At 74.6% G+C, this 16,461-nt stretch carries 13 protein-coding genes; 9 read left to right on the top strand and 4 right to left on the bottom strand.

What is annotated here, in order from left to right; all coding sequences use genetic code 11:
- Positions 1–4 precede the first annotated feature (4 nt).
- Together K7862_RS31195 and K7862_RS31190 are read left to right on the top strand one after the other, a co-directional pair.
- Entirely contained in the window at positions 5–352 is a 348-nt protein-coding gene (locus K7862_RS31195; protein WP_222968218.1) for a metal-sulfur cluster assembly factor, read from the top strand.
- Between the two features lie 261 nt (positions 353–613).
- Positions 614–2,392: a DUF2264 domain-containing protein gene (locus K7862_RS31190; protein ID WP_222968217.1), complete on the top strand. Its 1,779-nt coding sequence runs from the start codon at positions 614–616 to the stop codon at positions 2,390–2,392.
- Positions 2,393–2,426: 34 nt separating this feature from the next.
- Here the strand turns inward: K7862_RS31190 and K7862_RS31185 are convergent, their stop codons facing one another.
- The gene (locus K7862_RS31185) at positions 2,427–3,305 is read right to left on the bottom strand and encodes a winged helix-turn-helix transcriptional regulator (RefSeq protein WP_222968216.1); all 879 of its coding nucleotides are present in this window, start codon (positions 3,303–3,305) and stop codon (positions 2,427–2,429) included.
- Between the two features lie 94 nt (positions 3,306–3,399).
- Between K7862_RS31185 and K7862_RS31180 the strand changes: the two genes are divergently transcribed.
- The gene (locus K7862_RS31180; RefSeq protein WP_222968215.1) at positions 3,400–4,809 is read left to right on the top strand and encodes an MFS transporter; all 1,410 of its coding nucleotides are present in this window, start codon (positions 3,400–3,402) and stop codon (positions 4,807–4,809) included.
- Between the two features lie 112 nt (positions 4,810–4,921).
- Positions 4,922–5,902, top strand: coding sequence for a 2,3,4,5-tetrahydropyridine-2,6-dicarboxylate N-succinyltransferase (gene dapD / locus K7862_RS31175; RefSeq protein WP_222968214.1), 981 nt, complete (start codon positions 4,922–4,924; stop codon positions 5,900–5,902).
- A 62-nt stretch (positions 5,903–5,964) separates the two neighbouring features.
- On the opposite strand, the gene K7862_RS31170 is transcribed toward dapD, so the two are convergent.
- Positions 5,965–6,615, bottom strand: a complete 651-nt coding sequence (locus tag K7862_RS31170; RefSeq protein WP_222968253.1) for a pyridoxamine 5'-phosphate oxidase family protein — start codon at positions 6,613–6,615, stop codon at positions 5,965–5,967.
- Between the two features lie 332 nt (positions 6,616–6,947).
- On the opposite strand from K7862_RS31170, the gene K7862_RS31165 reads away from it, so the two are divergent.
- The gene (locus tag K7862_RS31165) at positions 6,948–8,192 is read left to right on the top strand and encodes a MalY/PatB family protein (RefSeq protein ID WP_222968213.1); all 1,245 of its coding nucleotides are present in this window, start codon (positions 6,948–6,950) and stop codon (positions 8,190–8,192) included.
- 27 nt (positions 8,193–8,219) lie between these two features.
- Here the strand turns inward: K7862_RS31165 and K7862_RS31160 are convergent, their stop codons facing one another.
- Complete coding sequence (locus K7862_RS31160) at positions 8,220–9,503, bottom strand: hypothetical protein (protein WP_308012289.1); 1,284 nt, start codon at positions 9,501–9,503, stop codon at positions 8,220–8,222.
- Positions 9,504–9,953: 450 nt separating this feature from the next.
- On the opposite strand from K7862_RS31160, the gene K7862_RS31155 reads away from it, so the two are divergent.
- The 3 genes from K7862_RS31155 (at position 9,954) to K7862_RS31145 (ending at position 15,021) form a co-directional block, all read left to right on the top strand.
- Entirely contained in the window at positions 9,954–11,432 is a 1,479-nt protein-coding gene (locus K7862_RS31155; protein WP_222968211.1) for a carboxylesterase/lipase family protein, read from the top strand.
- A 309-nt stretch (positions 11,433–11,741) separates the two neighbouring features.
- Positions 11,742–13,262, top strand: a complete 1,521-nt coding sequence (locus K7862_RS31150) for a hypothetical protein (RefSeq protein ID WP_222968210.1) — start codon at positions 11,742–11,744, stop codon at positions 13,260–13,262.
- Between the two features lie 292 nt (positions 13,263–13,554).
- Complete coding sequence (locus K7862_RS31145; protein ID WP_222968209.1) at positions 13,555–15,021, top strand: alkaline phosphatase PhoX; 1,467 nt, start codon at positions 13,555–13,557, stop codon at positions 15,019–15,021.
- 60 nt (positions 15,022–15,081) lie between these two features.
- Here the strand turns inward: K7862_RS31145 and K7862_RS31140 are convergent, their stop codons facing one another.
- Positions 15,082–15,612 (bottom strand): hypothetical protein, encoded by a 531-nt coding sequence (locus K7862_RS31140; RefSeq protein WP_222968208.1) that lies wholly within the window; start codon positions 15,610–15,612, stop codon positions 15,082–15,084.
- A gap of 272 nt (positions 15,613–15,884) precedes the next feature.
- Here K7862_RS31140 and K7862_RS31135 point away from each other — a divergent pair.
- A partial coding sequence (locus K7862_RS31135) for an HAD family hydrolase (protein ID WP_222968207.1) occupies positions 15,885–16,461 on the top strand: 577 nt, incomplete at its 3' end.

Here is a 16,461-nt window from a genome sequence, read left to right as displayed (position 1 = left end):
CCGCATGACCGAGTCCGCTGAGAACCAGGCAACGGCCCTCTCGCCGGCCTCCGAGGAAGAGATCCGCGAGGCCCTGTACGACGTCGTGGACCCCGAACTCGGCATTGACGTGGTGAACCTGGGCCTGATCTACGGCATCCACGTCGACGACGGCAACGTCGCCACGCTGGACATGACGCTGACCTCGGCTGCCTGCCCGCTCACCGACGTGATCGAGGAGCAGGCCAAGACCGCCACCGAGGGCATCGTCAACGACCTGAAGATCAACTGGGTCTGGATGCCGCCGTGGGGCCCGGACAAGATCACCGACGACGGCCGCGAGCAGCTGCGGGCCCTCGGGTTCAACGTCTGATCCCTGGCGTTCGCCTCTCTGGCGCTCGCCCGGGCCGACAGCCGACAGCCGGCGGCCACCGCGTGTCACGCGGTGGCCGCCGGCTTTCGCGTGCCCGCGCGGCCGTACGGGGTGCGGCCGTGCTCTGCGTGCTGCGTGCTGCGTGCTGCGTGCTGAGGGCTGAGGGCTGCGTGCTTCGCGCGGGCCGTTGACGCTGCCGGGATCGAGTTGCGAAAGTTGTCGCAACTCCGCTCGGGAGCCCGGACAGGGGAGGCGGCCGGCATGGCCCAGGACGCGCACGGACAACCGGCGACGGCACGCGAGGACCTGCGGCGCCAGGTGCGCGACCTGGTGGAGCCGCTGGTGCCGTACGCCGGCGCGAGCGGCGCCCGCATCCGGCTCGGCGTCAACATCGCCCACCACGACGACGCGGCCGCCGACCTGGAGGGGTACGCCCGCCCGCTGTGGGGCCTGGCGCCGCTCGGCGCGGGCGGCGGGGAGTTCGCCCACTGGGACCTGTGGGCCCGCGGGCTGGCCGCCGGCACCGACCCCGGCCATCCCGACTACTGGGGCAGCCCCGGCGACGTCGACCAGCGGCTGGTCGAGATGGCCGCCATCGGCTTCGCCCTCGCCCTGGTCCCCGAGCGCCTGTGGGACCCGCTCAGCGGCGCCGAACGCGACCGGGCGGGGGCATGGCTGGCGAGCGCCCTGCACCGGACCACCGCCGCCAACAACTGGAACTTCTTCCCGGTCCTGGTCAGCCTGGGCCTCGACCGCGTCGGCTTCGCGCACGAGCGAGAACTGCGGCACGCCCGCCTCGACCGCATCGAGGGCTACGCCCTGGGCGACGGCTGGTACGCCGACGGCGACACCGCCCAGCGCGACTACTACATCCCGTGGGCGATGCACTTCTACGGCCTGCTCTACGCCGCGCTGGCCGGTGCGGAGGACCCGGGCCGCGCCGCCCGCTTCCGGGAGCGCGCCGCCGAGTTCGCGCTCGGCTTCCGGCACTGGTTCGCCGATGACGGGGCCGCCGTGCCGTTCGGCCGCAGCCTCACCTACCGCTTCGCCCAGGGCGCGTTCTGGGGCGCGCTGCCGTACGCGGACGTCGACGTCCTGCCGTACGGCGAGGTCAAGGGCCTGCTGCTGCGGCACCTGCGGTGGTGGCAGGACCGCACCGGCGACACCGCGCCCGGCGGACTGCTGTCCATCGGCTACGCCTATCCGCAGCCCGCCGTCGCCGAGCAGTACAACGGTCCCGGGTCGCCGTACTGGGCGATGAAGGCGTTCCTGCCGCTGGCCCTGCCGGAGACGCACCCGTTCTGGACCGCGGAGGAGCGGCCTCCGGCACCCCTGCCCGACACCCTCGTCCAGCCGCACGCCGGGGCCGTGCTCCTGCGTTCCGGCGGCGACGTCACCCTCCTCGGCGGACGCCAGCACAACACCTGGGCGCGGGGCGGATCGGCGAAGTACGCCAAGTTCGCGTACTCCACCCGATTCGGCTTCAGCCTGCCCGCGGGTGAACTCGGCCTGGTCCAGGGCGCGTACGACTCCGTGCTGGCGGTCAGCGACGACGCGGGCGAACCGGTGCACTTCCGGGTGCGGGAGCACGGCACCGACGTCGGGGCCGCTCCGGACGGGACGGTGTGGAGCACCTGGCATCCCTGGCCGGACGTGGAGATCACGAGCTGGATCAGCGCCGCCGCCCCCTGGCACCTGCGCACGCACCGCATCCGCACCGGCCGGACCCTGCACACCGCCGAGGGCGGCTTCGCGGTCGACCGCGACGGCGAACCCCGGACCCGTTCCGAGGGTGAGGGGTTCGCGGTGGCGGTCTCCGCGGCCGGCGACCTGACCGGGCTGCGCGACCTCGACGGCGCCCGCACCGGCACGGTCGTCGAGCCGCTCCCCGGCACCAATGTGCTCGCCCGGCGCACCCTGCTGCCGCTGCTCACCGCCGAACTCCCGCCGGGGGAGCACTGGTTGCGGTGCGCCGTACTGGGCGCGGGACCCGGGCAGGCGGCGGCCTGGGACGAGCAGCCGCCGGAGGCGCGGCACTGAGCCGTCCCGGTCCTGGCAGGCGCGGGCGCGGGTGTCAGGCGGCCGCGTCCCGGACGGCGTGGAGGGCCGCGGTGATGCTCTGCTCGATGTCGGTGACCGGGTAGAACGCCGCCCGCACGGTGCGCTCCCGGTCGAGGACCAGGGTCAGGCGCTTGAGGCGGGCCGCACCGCCGGCCCGGAAGGTGGGCAGCCGCAGGGCCGCGCCCAGCACCAGGCCGTCGTCGGAGAGCAGCGGGAACCCCAGCTTCTCCTTCGTCGCGAACTCCGCCTGTTCGTCCGGTCGTTGGGTGCTCACGCCGTGCACCGCCGCGCCCGCGTCCGTGAACTCCGTGAGCCGGTCGCGGAAGGTGCACGACTCCAGCGTGCAGCCGGGCGCGCCCGGGATGGCGGACCAGCCCGGCGGGTACGACTCGGGCCGGGCGTAGGCGCCCGGGAAGCAGTACAGGACCGTGAACGGCTGCTCCGCGCTCACCGGGTCCAGCGGGCCCGCCGCGCTCGGCAGCAGCATCTCCGGCAGCCGGATCCCCGGCAACTCCCGTACGCGCGCCGCCTCCTGGGAGCCGGGGTCGGCGGTCGCGGTCGTCGTGCCGTCGCCCAGCACCCAGCCGTCCCCCCAGTCCTGCAGCCCGACCAGCACCGGCAGCAGGGCGCGGCCCCGCGGTGTCAGCAGGTAGTCGTGGCGCGTCGGGCGCTGCTGGTACGGCTCACGGGTCAGCACGCCGTCGGCCACCAGTGCTTTCAGCCGCTCGGCCAGCACCTTGCGGGAGACGCCGAGTTCGGCCTGAAGCGCGTCGAACCGCCGCACCCCGCGGGCGACATCGCGCACGATCAGCAGCGTCCACGCGTCGCCCACGACGTCGAGCGCGGCGGCGATGGCGCAGTGCGGGTCGGCGGGCCCGCTGCGGTGTGTCATGTCATTCCTGCCTCGTCGCTGTGCGGTTGACGATAACCCCCGGCGGCTGGGATTGTCAGTTCCGAAAAGGAACGGACTCGCTCGGGGGTGGGCCATGCGACGGGGGCTGGGCGCGGTACCGAAGGCCGTCCGGCTGCTCGCGGCCGGCTCCTTCGCGAACATGGTCGTCTCGTACACGTTCGTCTACCTCGTGCTGTACCTGACCGGGCCGCGCGGCCTGCCCGTCGCCCAGGCCGGCCTGGTCGCCGGTGCCGGCGGCGCGGGCCTGGTGGCGGGCAACTTCACCGGCGGCTGGTTCGGCGACCGCCACGGTCACCGCCGCACCCTGGTGGCCGCCGCGGCCGTCAGCGGCACCGGCCTGATCTGCCTGCCGCTGCTGCCGGTCGCCGGACTGCTGCTGGTGCTGCCCGTCGCCCAGTACGCGGCGGGCGCGGTCCGCGCCTCCAACTCCGCGCTGGTCGCCGTCTCGGTCCCCGAGGGCGCCCGGCGCCAGGCCTACGCGGTGATGCGGTTCGCCGCGAACGCCGGCTTCACGCTGGGCCCGCCGCTCGGCGCCCTGCTCGCCGCCCGTCTCTCCTACGGCTGGCTGTTCGTCCTCGACGGCGCCGGCACGCTGGGCTTCGCCGCGTACGCCGCGCGGATCCTGCCCGGGCAGGGCGGCGGCCGCGGGGCGGGGCGTCCGGCCGCGGCCGCGGCGGGGGAGGCGGGGGCGGCGGCCACCAGTGCCGACGGTGCTGTGGCGGGTGCGGCCGGTCCGTTCGCCGGCGCGGCCGGTCCGTCGGCGGGCGGGGCCGAACCCGTGGGCGCGGCCTCCGACGCAGCCAGGCCCGGGACGGGCGTCGCCGGTCCCGGCGCGGGGGACACCCGGACCCTGACCGCCCCCGGGCGGCTGTTCGCGGAGCTGCGGGCCCGGCCCGCCGTTCTCGCCCTGCTGGCGGCGGTCGTCGTCACCGACACGGTGTACCGCCAGCAGTACAGCACCCTGCCGGTCTACCTGAGCGACCACGGGTTCCCGGCCGCCTTCTACGGCGCCCTGCTCGCCGTCAACGGCGGGGTCATCCTCTGCCTGGAGATCCCGGTGACTCTCGCCCTGCGCCGCGCGGCCCCGCTGCGGATCATCGCCACCGGGCTGGGCCTGGTCGGCCTCGGCTACGGCGCCCTTGTCCTCGGCGCCTCGACCGCGACCGCCCTCGCGCTGATGGTGCTGCTGACCGCCGGTGAGATCCTCTACAAGACCCCGGCCACCGCCTACGTCGCCGACCACAGCCCGCCGGGCATGGAGGGCCGGTTCCAGAGCCTGTACGCGGGTGCGTCGGTGGCGGGCACGGTGCTGGCGCCCCCGCTGGGCTCCGCCCTGTACGCCGCCGCACCCGCTGCGTTGTGGCCGGTCTGCGCCGCGCTCGCCCTCGCCGCGTCGCTCGGCCTGTCCGCCACCCGCACCGCGCGTCGCCGCGCGCCCCTGCCCCACGCCGAGCCCAGCCCCGCGGCAGCCGTCCGCCGATGACGCGAGCCGGACGCGACCCGTCCGCGTGCGGGATGTGGCCAAGGCGCGGGAGGCGGATTTCGCATGGTGAGCCGGTTGGGTGGGCGCGTGCCCCACGCGTTAGCGTGCTGTCATGACTGAGAACCGCGCCCGTGGCGCCATCGGCGTCGGCCTGGCCACCGTCGCCGACGACGGCACCGTACTCGACACCTGGTACCCCGCCCCCGAGCTCTCCGACGAGCCGGGACCCGCGGGCACCACGCGGCTCACCGCGGACGAGGCCGCGGCGGCCCTGGGCAGCGCGGCCCCCAAGGCCGTCGGCCCCGACCCGCGCCGCGGCGTGGAGGTCATCGCCGTCCGCACCGCCATCGCCTCGACGGACGACAAGCCGCTCGACACCCACGACGTGTACCTGCGGCTGCACCTGCTGAGCCACCGGCTGGCCCGCCCCAACACCCAGAACCTGGAGGGTGTCTTCGGGCTGCTGGCCAACGTCGCCTGGACCTCGATCGGCCCGGTGCCGGTCCCGCGGATCGAGCAGGCCCGGCTGGCCGCCCGCGCGGAGGGCCTGCACCTGTCCGTCTACGGCGTGGACAAGTTCCCGCGCATGACGGACTACGTCGCCCCCGCGGGTGTCCGCATCGCCGACGCGGACCGGGTCCGGCTCGGCGCGTACCTGTCCGCCGGCACCACCGTGATGCACGAGGGCTTCTGCAACTTCAACGCCGGCACGCTGGGCACCTCCATGGTCGAGGGCCGCATCTCGCAGGGTGTCGTCATCGGCGACGGCTCCGACGTGGGCGGCGGCGCGTCCATCATGGGCACGCTGTCCGGGGGCGGCACCCAGATCGTCTCGGTCGGCGAGCGCTGCCTGCTCGGCGCGGAGTCCGGCCTGGGCATCGCGCTCGGCGACGACTGCGTGGTCGAGGCCGGCCTGTACGTGACCGCGGGCACCCGCGTCACCCTGCCCGACGGCGAGATCGTCAAGGCCGTCGAGCTGTCCGGCGCCGACAACGTGCTGTTCCGCCGCAACTCCACCACGGGCAAGGTCGAGGTGCTCCAGCGCACCGGCTCCTGGGGCGGCCTCAACGCCGTCCTGCACAGCCACAACTGACCGCCTCGCGCGGGCGGGTGCCGTCGGCGGCGCCCGTCCGCGTGGTCCGGTCCGCGGCGGGGTCAGCCGTAGAGGCGGGTGCCGTAGCCGGCGCCGTAGTAGACCTCCAGCTCCTCGACGGACTGGCCCCGGCGTTCCTGTCCCGCGGCCATCCGTGCCCGGGACGGCGCCGCGTCCGGCCGCCAGGTGTCGGGCTTCCACAACGCGCTGCGCAGGAACGCCTTGGAGCAGTGCGAGAACACCTCCTCGACCTCGACGAGGAGGGCGACCTCGGGCCGGTGGCCCCGCACCGTCAGCCGGTCGAAGAAGCCGGCGTCGCGCAGCAGCCGCGCACGGCCGTTGACCCGGAGCGTGTCGCCGCGGCCGGGGACGAGGAAGATCAGCCCCACGTGCGGGTTGGCCAGGACGTTGCGGAACCCGTCCGCGCGCCGGTTGCCCGGCCGGTCCGGGATCACCAGGGTCCGGTCGTCCAGCACCAGGACGAAGCCCGCCGGGTCGCCCTTCGGCGACACGTCGCACATGCCCGTGCCGTCCGCGGTGGCCACCAGGCAGAACGGCGCCGCCGCGAGCCACTCGCGGTCCAGCGCGTCCAGGGCGTGGCGCACCTTGTGGGCGTCGCGGGGGTGGGGCTCGCCGATCAGGTCGTCCAGTTCGGCCTCGCTGGTGATCTCCCGTACGGCGAAGTCGCGCCCCGCGGTGTCCCGCGCCGCCATCTCCCGCGTTGGCATGTCCCGCGCCCGGACGTCCGGCCCGGTCGCCGTGGTGTCCGGCCCGGTGGTCCCGCTCCCCGCGCTCTCCCGCTCCTCGGACTCCTGTCCCGCGATCTCCTGCATCGCGCGCACCGCCCTTCGTGCCTCCGGGGCATCCCCAGTGAGTCCCCGACGGGAACTCACACAGTACTCCCGGGAACGGGCCGGGCGCCGCCGAGTTGGTGGCGGAGCCGACAGAGCGGGCAGATGTTCTGTCGGGAGCCACCGGGCGCATCCACCGGACCCATCCATCGGGCCCATCCATCGGGCCCATCCATCGGACAGGGGAGTACCGCATGAGTGAACCCGGCAACCAGGCGTCCGCGGCAGCGGCCGACGGCGGCGGGCGGACGGATCCGCTCGTGCGCCTGTCCCTGGAGGAGTTGCGCCGGCGCAGCAGCATGAAGTGGCACGAGCACCCGGCGGACGTCCTCCCGCTCTGGGTGGCCGAGATGGACGTCCCGCTGGCACCCGCCGTCGCCGAGGCCCTGCACCGCGTCGCGGACCTCGGCGACACCGGCTACCCGTACGGCACCGCCTACGCCGAGGCGATCTCCGCGTTCGCCGCCGACCGCTGGGGGTGGGACGGCCTGCACGTGGAGCGCACCACCATCGTCCCCGACGTGATGATGGGCATCGTCGAGATCCTCCGGCTGATCACCGACCCGGGGGACGCCGTCGTCGTCTGCTCACCGGTCTATCCGCCGTTCTACGCGTTCGTCGCGCACAGCGGCCGGGACGTCGTCGAGGCGCCGCTCGGCCCCCGCCTGCGCATGGACCCCGACGCTCTGGAGGAGGCCTTCCGTCAGGCCCGGCGGCGCGGCCGGCGCGCGGTGTTCCTGATGAGCAACCCGCACAACCCGACCGGGGTCGTCCACACCCGCGCCGAACTCGAGACGGTCGCCGCGCTCGCCCGCACCCACGGCGTGCGGGTCGTCTCCGACGAGATCCACGCGCCGCTGGTGATGGCCGGCGCCCGCTTCACCCCGTTCCTCAGCGTCCCCGGCGCTGAGAACGGCTTCGCCCTGCTGTCCGCGTCCAAGGCCTGGAACCTCGCCGGCCTGAAGGCCGCCGTAGCGGTGGCCGGCACCGAGGCGGCCGACGACCTCGCCCGGATGCCGGAAGAGGTGGGCCACGGCCCCAGCCACGTCGGGATCCTCACCCACACCGCGGCGTTCCGCGACGCCACCGGCTGGCTCGACGACCTCCTCGTGGGCCTGGCCGCGAACCGGACCCTGCTGGGTTCGCTGATCGAGGAACACCTGCCCTACGTGCGGTACATCCCGCCGGAGGGGACGTATCTGGCCTGGCTGGACTGCACGGCGCTCGGCCTGCACGACGGCGGCCCGGCCGCCGGTCCCGGCGTCGTCAGCGAACTCGCGGGCCCGGCGCGGATGTTTCTCGACGATGCGCGCGTCGCGCTCAGCTCCGGCCATGTCTTCGGCAGCGGCGGCGCGGGCTGCGTCCGCCTCAACTTCGGTACGTCGCCGGACATTCTTCGGGAGGCGCTGACCCGGATGGGACGGGTCCAGCGGGGCTAGCCGTGCACGCTGACGGCGCGGGCGCGGTCAGCGGAGGCCGCCCCGCAGCGAGTTGAGGACGAGCCGTCCGTAACGCGTCAGCAGGGCCGCACCGGTGGCCGCGAAGGCCGCGGCCAGGGCCGCGACGAGATGCCAGGGACTCTTGTCGCCCAGCACCTGCAGGATCGACAGGGCGGTGGCGAGCGGCAGGCCCAGAACGGTCAGGACGCCCAGCGCGCCCGCGATCTGCTGGCTCTCCTGCGTCTGAACCAGCCGCGCCTGGTCGGCGGCCTCGGCCAGGATCTCCGCGAACCGCTCCGGCAGCCGGTGCTTCGCCTGGAACGCCAGCAGCAGTTCGTTCGCCGGGCCGTGGGCGCTCAGGTGCTGCCGCCAGTAGGTGCTGCGGAACCGGGCGATGCGCTGCTCCAGCGCGGCCACCCGGCGGGCCGGACCCGGCCCGTCGAACACCGCGGACAGGTCGTCCGTCAGCTCGTCGATGTGATCGCGCTGCGCCGCGCCCAGCAGGAGGGCGTCGAGGTAGACCCCGCGAGCGTTGCGCTCGGCGTAGTCGTAGAAGTCGCCGGGCCCGGTGTCCGCGCGGTGGCCCAGGAACGCGGCACCCTGACGCAGGACCAGCGCGCTCCAGTCGGCCGACACCCGGCGCGTCTCGGCGGCGAGATCGGGAACGTACTCCGGCGCCATCGGGATGTCGGACGGCGCGGCGCGCGACGCCAGCGACTGCAGCAGCCAGTCGGCCGTCGCCGGAAGCTCCCCGGTGTCCGGGTCCCGCAGCGCCTCGACCAGGCGCGCGTCCGGCGTCAGGAACGCCACCGTGTAGGGGCGCGCGAGGGCGAACGGCGCCGAGGGCGCGGTGGTGTCGGCGACCCCCGCGAGCAGGGCCGTCGGGGCGACGTCGCCCGTCAGCGGATCGGGGTCCGGGGACTGGCGCCGACCACTGAACGCCCGCAGCAGCGGCAGCATCGGTGCGTCGAGGACGGTGAAGTGCAGGGCGGCCAGCACCTGTTCGGGGGAGCGGGCGGTGGGGGTGCGCAGCAGTTCCATGGCGTCGAGGCGTAACGGGCCCTGCTCCCGGACGGCTTGGAGATGCCAGCGGCGGCCGTACAGCACGCGGGCCGCGGACGGAGTGAACAGCCGTTCCCGCGCCTCCCGTTCGGCCGCTCCGTCGTTCGGCCCGAACGGGAGGGGGCCCGCCGCCCACGGAGGGTCCTGCGGCATCCGCACCGGCACCAGAACGGTGAACGCCTGGCGCGTCCCGGTCGCCGCCAGAAAGACGCCGGTCAGCCTTCGTACCTCCCCCGCGGATCTGCTCACCCCCTCACTCTTCCCCCCGCCCCACCCGCCTCGCAACGCCCGGGTCCCCAGCGGCGCGCGGCGAACCGTGGGCCGGGTACGGAGCGGACGGGGCAGTTCGTGCCCTGTAGGGGCGCGGGGAACGGCGCGGGCGGCCACGGCGGACCGTGAGCCGGGTATGGAGCGGGTGGGGCAGTTCGTGTCCCGTGGGGGCGCGGGGAACGGCGCGGGCAACCACCGCGGACCGGTGGCCGGGTACGGAGCGGCGGGCGCAGCCCGAACCCCGCAAGGGCGCAAGCGCGGCGCGGGCAACCGCCCGCGAACCCTGGCCCGGGTGCAGCCCCCACGGGCAGAGTGAACCCAGGGGCGGAGCCCCACCCCCACGGGCAGAGTGAACCCAGGGGCGGAGCCCCACCCGCAGAGTGACCCCAGGGGCCGAGCCCACCCGGACCGCGAAGGGAGCCGCACACCATGGCAGGAGCCGCACCGGAAACCTTCACCCGGCACGGCCGGATCCGCGGAACCGAGACCGCGAAAGGCCTCGCCGTCTTCCGCGGCATCCCCTACGCCGCACCCCCCTTCGGCCCCCTCCGCTTCCGGGCTCCGCGGCCCGCCCCCGCCTGGGACGGCGTACGCGACGCCACCGCGTTCGGCCCCACCGCCCCCAAGGGCGGCTACGCGCCGCCGTTCGACGTCCTGCTGCCCGACCCCGTCGTCCCGGGTGAGGACTGCCTCAACCTCAACGTCTGGACGCCGTCCCTGGACGGCCGCGCCCCCGTGATGGTGTGGCTGCACGGTGGCGCGTTCCTCAACGGCTCCAGTGCCGTCCCGACGTACGACGGCGCCGCCTTCGCCCGCGACGGCGTCGTCCTCGTCTCCGCCAACTACCGCCTGGGCACCGACGGTTACCTCGCCCTGGACGGCGCCCCGGACAACCGCGGCGTGCTCGACCAGATCGCCGCGCTGCGGTGGGTCCGCGACAACATCGCGGCGTTCGGCGGCGACCCCGGCCGCGTCACCGTCTTCGGCGAGTCGGCGGGCGCGATGAGCATCGCGTACCTGCTCGCGGAGCCCGCCGCCCGCGGCCTGTTCCACCGGGCGATCCTGCAGAGCGGCGCGCACGGCCTGACCGTGCGGCCCGGCACGGCCCGCCGTATCGCCGCCCACTTCGCCGGGACCCTCGGCATCGAGCCGACGGCGGAGGCGTTCGCCGCGGTGCCGCCGGACCGGCTGGGGCAGGCGCAGACCGCGCTGCGCGCCGACCTCGCCGCCCACCCCGACCCCGCGGTCTGGGGCGAGGCCGTCCGCACCATGATCCCGTTCGCGCCCGTCGCGGACGACCCGGCGGCCATGGCGGCGGCCACCGACCCCGAGGTCCCGCTGCTCGTCGGCAGCACCACCGAGGAGTACCGGCTGTTCACCGTCCCCACCGGGGCCGTCGACGCGGTCGGCGAGGCACGGCTGCGTCAGGTCGCCGCCGTCTACGGCCTCGATCCGGACACCGCCCTGCCGGTGTACGCGGCCGCCCGACCGGGCGCGGGCCCGGGGGACCTGATCTCCGCCCTCCTCACCGACTGGTTCTTCCGCATTCCCGCGGTGCGGCTGGCCGAGTCCGTGCGGCGGGCGCACGTCTACGAGTTCGGCTGGCGCTCGTCCGCCTACGAGGGGAAACTCGGCGCCTGCCACGGCAGCGAGCTCCCGTTCGTCTTCGACAACCTCGGCATCAGCGGCGCGGGCACCCTGCTCGGTCCCGCCCCCGCCCCGCAGGCCCTCGCCGACGCCATGCACGGCGCGTGGGTCGCCTTCGCCACCACCGGCGACCCCGGCTGGCCCGCCTACACCGCCGAGCGGCGCGCGACCCTGCACTTCGGCGGTCCCGACCCCGCGGTGCCACGCCTCGTGGACGACCCGCTGCCGGCCGAACGCGCCCTGTGGGACGGGGTGCGCTGACCCCCGCGGGCGCGTCGCGCGGCCGCGTCGCCCGGGCGCTCACCGCGTTCCGCGTGCGGTCGGCGGTCGGGCCGTGGGGCCGCGGGCGGCCGGAATACAGCGCCCCGCCGTGTCCTGTATGCGCGGGCGCGACCGGCCCGACCCGTTCAGGCAATACGCTGGGAGCAACGCGGCGCCTCCGCGCCCTCACCGGCGCGACCCGGCCGCGGCTGTGCGCCCGCACACCGCCGCGCCCCGGCGTCCCGGGACCGCCGTCGAGGTCTCCCCGCGAGACCTCCACCAGAAGAACGCCGAATGGGAGCCCGCCCGATGTCCGCAAGTCCTCTCGTCCTGCCGCCCGTACGGCTGCTGCCCGCGGACGACCTGGCCCGACTGGCACTGGCCGTGCCGCTGCTGGACCGGGCGGTGCGGCTGGCCCGGTGGGCCGCCCCGCACCGCGACGTCGACGCCATGGGAGAACTGCTCGACGACGATCTGGCTCTGGCCGCCGCCGAGTTGGGGCTGACCGGCGAGGAGGGCACGGACGAGGCGGACGAAGGTCTGGCGCGGACCGCGCAGGCGTGGGGCGTCGCCGTCGACACCGGGCTGCTGAGCCTGGAGATCCCCGAGGATGCCGCGGAGGCCACCCAGACCGGTGAGGTCGCCGGGCGGGCCGTCCCGGGCGAGGCGCTGACCCGCATCGGCAAGGGCGACCCGAACGACGTCCTCGACCTGTGGCTGGCGGCCGCCGAGTCCGCCCTGGCCGAGGCCGCCTCCCCGGACTTCGAGAGCCTGCGCGAGGTCCTGGACGACGGCGACCGGCTGGTGCTGGACGAAATGGAGTGGGACCCGGAGGAGGAGGCCGAGTTCATCGACACCGCGCTGGCCAACCTCTACGCGCTGATGGCCATGGACCCGGGCGCCGACCAGGCCCCCGAGGCCGGGGCGGTGCCGCTGCCGGTGCTGGCCGCGTCGCTCGTCGTGCCCGACGAGATGGAGCAGCCCAGCGACGCGGTGCTGGAGGAGGTCACCGAGGTCATGATGCGGCTGGACGACCACTTCCGGCTGCTCGCCCCGACCGGACTGCTGGACTACCAGCCGGTCGACGAGGCGCTGATCGAGGAGGAGGGCGAGGGCGAGGCCGCCGGCGCCGGCCCGGAGGACCTCGACGCCGACGAGATCTCCCGCTACGGCATGGTCCGTCTCACCCCGCTCGGGGTCCACGGCATGCGCGAGCGGCTCAACGACTCGGGTGCGTACGCGCCCGCGCTCGGCGACCTCCGGGAGCGGCCCGCCGCCGAACTGCTCGCGGCGCTGGGCGGATACCCGGACCACGCGGCGCGCACCGAGGCGGAGACGTGGCTGGCCGGTCGCGACCAGGCCGACGCGGCAGGTGAGTTGCTGGCCGCGAGCCGCGGCGACGACGCGGAGGCGCCGCGCCGCCGGCTGATGAGCCAGCAGGCGCTGGCGCTGCTCGGCTCCGCCGCCGAGCCCGCGGTGCGCGACGTGCTGGACGACCGTGAACTCGGCGGGCTCGCCCGGGTGTGGCTCACCGAGCGCGGTGTGCCGGACGTGCCCGCGCCCGATGCGGCGATGGTGTTCTGGCTGACCATCGACACGGTGGCGGCGCAGCTCGCCGGGGACGACGAGCCGGAGCTGCTCCAGGAGCTGGTGCGGGATCTCGTGGCGCGGCACGAGGGGTTCTTCGAGGCGGCCTGGCGGGTGGAGCACCCCGCGACGGCGGACGTGCTGGAGGCGATGGGGAGGTTGCATCCGGAGCGGGGGGTGGCGAAGGAGGCGCGCAAAGCGGCCTTCAAGGCCCGCTCGCGGGCCGGGGCTTCCTCTTCCTGAAGCTCCGCTTCTGGTCCTGCGGGGGCGCCCTCGGCTTCCGGGGTGCCCCCGGGCGCTTTGCCGTCGGCTGGTCGGCTGAGCCTGTGGCGCCGGGGGCACCTCCCGGGCGGAGCCTGGGGGACCTCGCGCTCCGGAATCACGTGCCGTTCGTCCACCTGTGGCATGGGGTGGGCTTGACTTGGGCTTTACGGATTCTTGGGGTTGTCGTGGCGGCGACGCCGAACGTTCACCGGGGGTTGGCCCACCGGCGTCAGCGTTGCCACGGGAAATCCGCCCCAGCCAAGGAGCCACCGTGCCGCTCAGCCGCAGAGACTTCGTTCACCGTTCCGCCCTCACCGGCGCCGGCGTCGCCCTTGCCGGTGCCGTCGACGTGCTGGCCACCGCACCCGGCGCGCTGGCCGTGAGCCGCGGCGAGGACGACCGCCACTCCGAGCCGCACGCGCCCGGGTACGGGCCGCTGATCGACGACCCGGCCGGCCTGCTGGCGCTGCCCGCCGGGTTCTCGTACCGCATCGTCACCCGCACCGGCACCACCACCCTGGACTCCGGCGAGTTCACCCCGTCCAACCACGACGGCACCGCCGCCTTCGCCGGCGAGCGCGGCGCCACGCTGCTGGTCAACAACCACGAGCTGGGCGGCCCGCGCGCCAAGTGGCCGTACCCCGTGCCGCTGGCCGAGGACCTGGTGTACGACCCGGCGGCCGCGGGCGGCTGCACGGTCGTCGAGGTGCCCCGGCACTGGCAGGACCGCCACCACGCGGACACCGTCAGCGAGTGGGTCGGCATCGCCGGCACCTCGACCAACTGCGCGGGCGGCGCCACCCCGTGGGGCACCTGGCTGACGTGCGAGGAGACCGAGGACAGGGCCGGTTCCAACGGCATGACCAAGGACCACGGTTACGTCTTCGAGGTGGACCCGCACGACCGCCGCGCCAACCGTCACCCCCGCCCGGTCAAGGCGCTCGGCCGGTACGCGCACGAGGCCGTCGTCGTCGACCCCAAGCGCGGCCACCTGTACCTGACGGAGGACGCCGCGGGACCCAACGGCCTGCTGTACCGCTGGACTCCGCCCCACGGCTTCCACCACGGCCGCGGCCGGCTGGCGACCCTCGACGACAACGCCGGTGTGCTGCAGGCGTTCCGCTGCTTCGACTCAGGGGGCCGGTTCGTCGACGACCTGTCGCGCGCGACCAGGATCGGCACCGTCTACGGCGTGGACTGGGTGGACGTGCCGGACCGCGACGCGCGGACCACGTCGGTGCGCAAGCAGTTCACCGAGGGCCAGGTGACCCGCGCGCGCAAGCTCGAGGGCATGTGGTGGGCGGACGGCGGCACGTACGTGGTGTCGTCCTTCGCCCGCGAGGAGAGCCCGGTGCAGCACGACGGCGCGGTGTGGTTCTACGACCCGTCGCGGCGGACGCTGACGCTGAAGGTGCTGCTCGGTGTCAACGCCGAGCCGGAGAAGGACGGCGCGTTCGACGGCCCGGACAACATCACCGTCTCTCCCCACGGCGGCCTGATCATCGCCGAGGACGGCAACGGCCTCCAGCACCTGTTCGGCGCCGTGGACGACGGCCGCACGTACCCGCTGGCGCGCAACGAGCTGAATATCGGCACCGAGGCGGAGCCGGAGTACAGCGAGTTCACCGGGGTGACGTTCTCGCCCGACGGCGGGACGCTGTTCGCCAACATCCAGACGCCGGGCATCATGCTGGCCATCACCGGCCCGTGGCGCCGCCAGAACGGCAAGGACTGCTGAACGCGGGCGGCGGCCGCCCCGGGACCGCGGTCCCGGGGCGGCCGGACGCCGGGCGGTTCGTCAGCCGATTCCGGTGACCTGGAGCGCGGTCGTCCAGTTGTTCTTGATGGCGCTGCGGGCGGCGGACAGGGTGATGGTGCCCTTGCAGACCGCGTTCTTGAGCTTGGTCTCGACCCCGTCCTTCGTGGACGAGGTCTGCGTACCGTAGTGCGGTTCCGGCCAGAGGTTGTTGGGGTCGCGGGGGGCGCCACCCAGTTCGAGGGGCACCAGGTGGTCCTCCTCGTAGTCCGCCATGTTGGTGTCGGAGTAGCCGTAGTCGATGATGCCCTGCGCCTTGAGCGGGTTGGTGTACGACGTGGGCGGGCGGACGGTGGACGTCCAGCCCGAGACGCAGATCGTGCTGTTGATCGTCGACTGCGTGACCGCTGAGTTGTACGCCCCCGGCGTACAACTGGCGTCCGGCAGCGGCAGGTACGCGTGGGAACAGGTGCTGGCCTGGGCGGTGCCGGCGCTGACGCCGAGGACGAGGCCGCTGAACGCGAGGGCGAGAGCCGAACCGGCCGCGGCCGGTATGCGAGCGATGGTGCGCATGAGTGTCTCCCGGGACGTGAGGCTCAGAGGGGATCACTGAGGTCGTGTCCATGACACTGCATGAGGCGCTACGCGGGTAGATGTCGAACGTGAATTCGTTGTGATCGAACGGTTGCCGAGTGGTCAACGTCACTCGGTGACGCGCCGTCAGGAACCGTGCGGCAGGCGGAAATCCGGTCGCCGTGCCGGTCGGCGTCCGCGTTCGGGGCTCAGTACGCCCCGCCGGAGCCGGGGGCCCTGGCGGCCTGTGCCGTGTCTGTACGCTGCTGGTCATGATCCGTGCTGTGGCGTTCGACATCGGCGAGACCCTGACCCGCGACGACCGCTACTGGGCGACCTGGGCCGACTGGCTGCGGACGCCGAGACACACCGTGTCGGCCCTCGTCGGCGCGGTGGTGGCGCAGGGGCGCGACAGCGCGGACGCGCTGCGGCTGATCCGGCCCGGGATCGACGTGGACGCCGCTCGGGCGGCGATGGAGGCAGCCGGGCGGGGCGAGCAACTGGACGAGGCGGACCTGTACCCGGACGTCCGCCCGGCGCTGGGCGCTATTCAGGCGATCGGGATCCGGGTCCTCGTCGCGGGGAACCAGACCGCGCGGGCCGCGGAGTTGCTGCGCGATCTCGACCTGCCGGCGGACGCCGTCGCCACCTCGGGCGAGTGGGGCGTCGCCAAGCCCGAGGAGGCGTTCTTCGCCCAGGTCGTGGGCGCCGCCGGGTGCGAGGCGCACGAGGTGCTGTACGTGGGGGACCACCCGCAGAACGATCTGTTCCCCGCCAAGTCCGCGGGCCTGCAGGCCGCCCATGTGCGCCGCGGCCCCTGGGGGCACCTGTGGGCCGACGACTCCGAGG

Source organism: Actinacidiphila acidipaludis (genome assembly GCF_019890725.1).
GTDB classification, from domain to species: Bacteria; Actinomycetota; Actinomycetes; order Streptomycetales; family Streptomycetaceae; genus Actinacidiphila; species Actinacidiphila acidipaludis.
Note: the sequence above shows the minus strand (reverse complement) of the source record. Positions and strands in the feature narration are given on the sequence as shown.

Coding starts and splice junctions, on each gene's coding strand:
- K7862_RS31195 (WP_222968218.1), top strand. CDS start 5: ATGACCGAGTCCGCTGAGAACCAGGCAACGGCCCTCTCGCCGGCCTCC.
- K7862_RS31190 (WP_222968217.1), top strand. CDS start 614: ATGGCCCAGGACGCGCACGGACAACCGGCGACGGCACGCGAGGACCTG.
- K7862_RS31185 (WP_222968216.1), bottom strand. CDS start 3,305: ATGACACACCGCAGCGGGCCCGCCGACCCGCACTGCGCCATCGCCGCC.
- K7862_RS31180 (WP_222968215.1), top strand. CDS start 3,400: ATGCGACGGGGGCTGGGCGCGGTACCGAAGGCCGTCCGGCTGCTCGCG.
- dapD (WP_222968214.1), top strand. CDS start 4,922: ATGACTGAGAACCGCGCCCGTGGCGCCATCGGCGTCGGCCTGGCCACC.
- K7862_RS31170 (WP_222968253.1), bottom strand. CDS start 6,615: ATGGCGGCGCGGGACACCGCGGGGCGCGACTTCGCCGTACGGGAGATC.
- K7862_RS31165 (WP_222968213.1), top strand. CDS start 6,948: ATGAGTGAACCCGGCAACCAGGCGTCCGCGGCAGCGGCCGACGGCGGC.
- K7862_RS31155 (WP_222968211.1), top strand. CDS start 9,954: ATGGCAGGAGCCGCACCGGAAACCTTCACCCGGCACGGCCGGATCCGC.
- K7862_RS31150 (WP_222968210.1), top strand. CDS start 11,742: ATGTCCGCAAGTCCTCTCGTCCTGCCGCCCGTACGGCTGCTGCCCGCG.
- K7862_RS31140 (WP_222968208.1), bottom strand. CDS start 15,612: ATGCGCACCATCGCTCGCATACCGGCCGCGGCCGGTTCGGCTCTCGCC.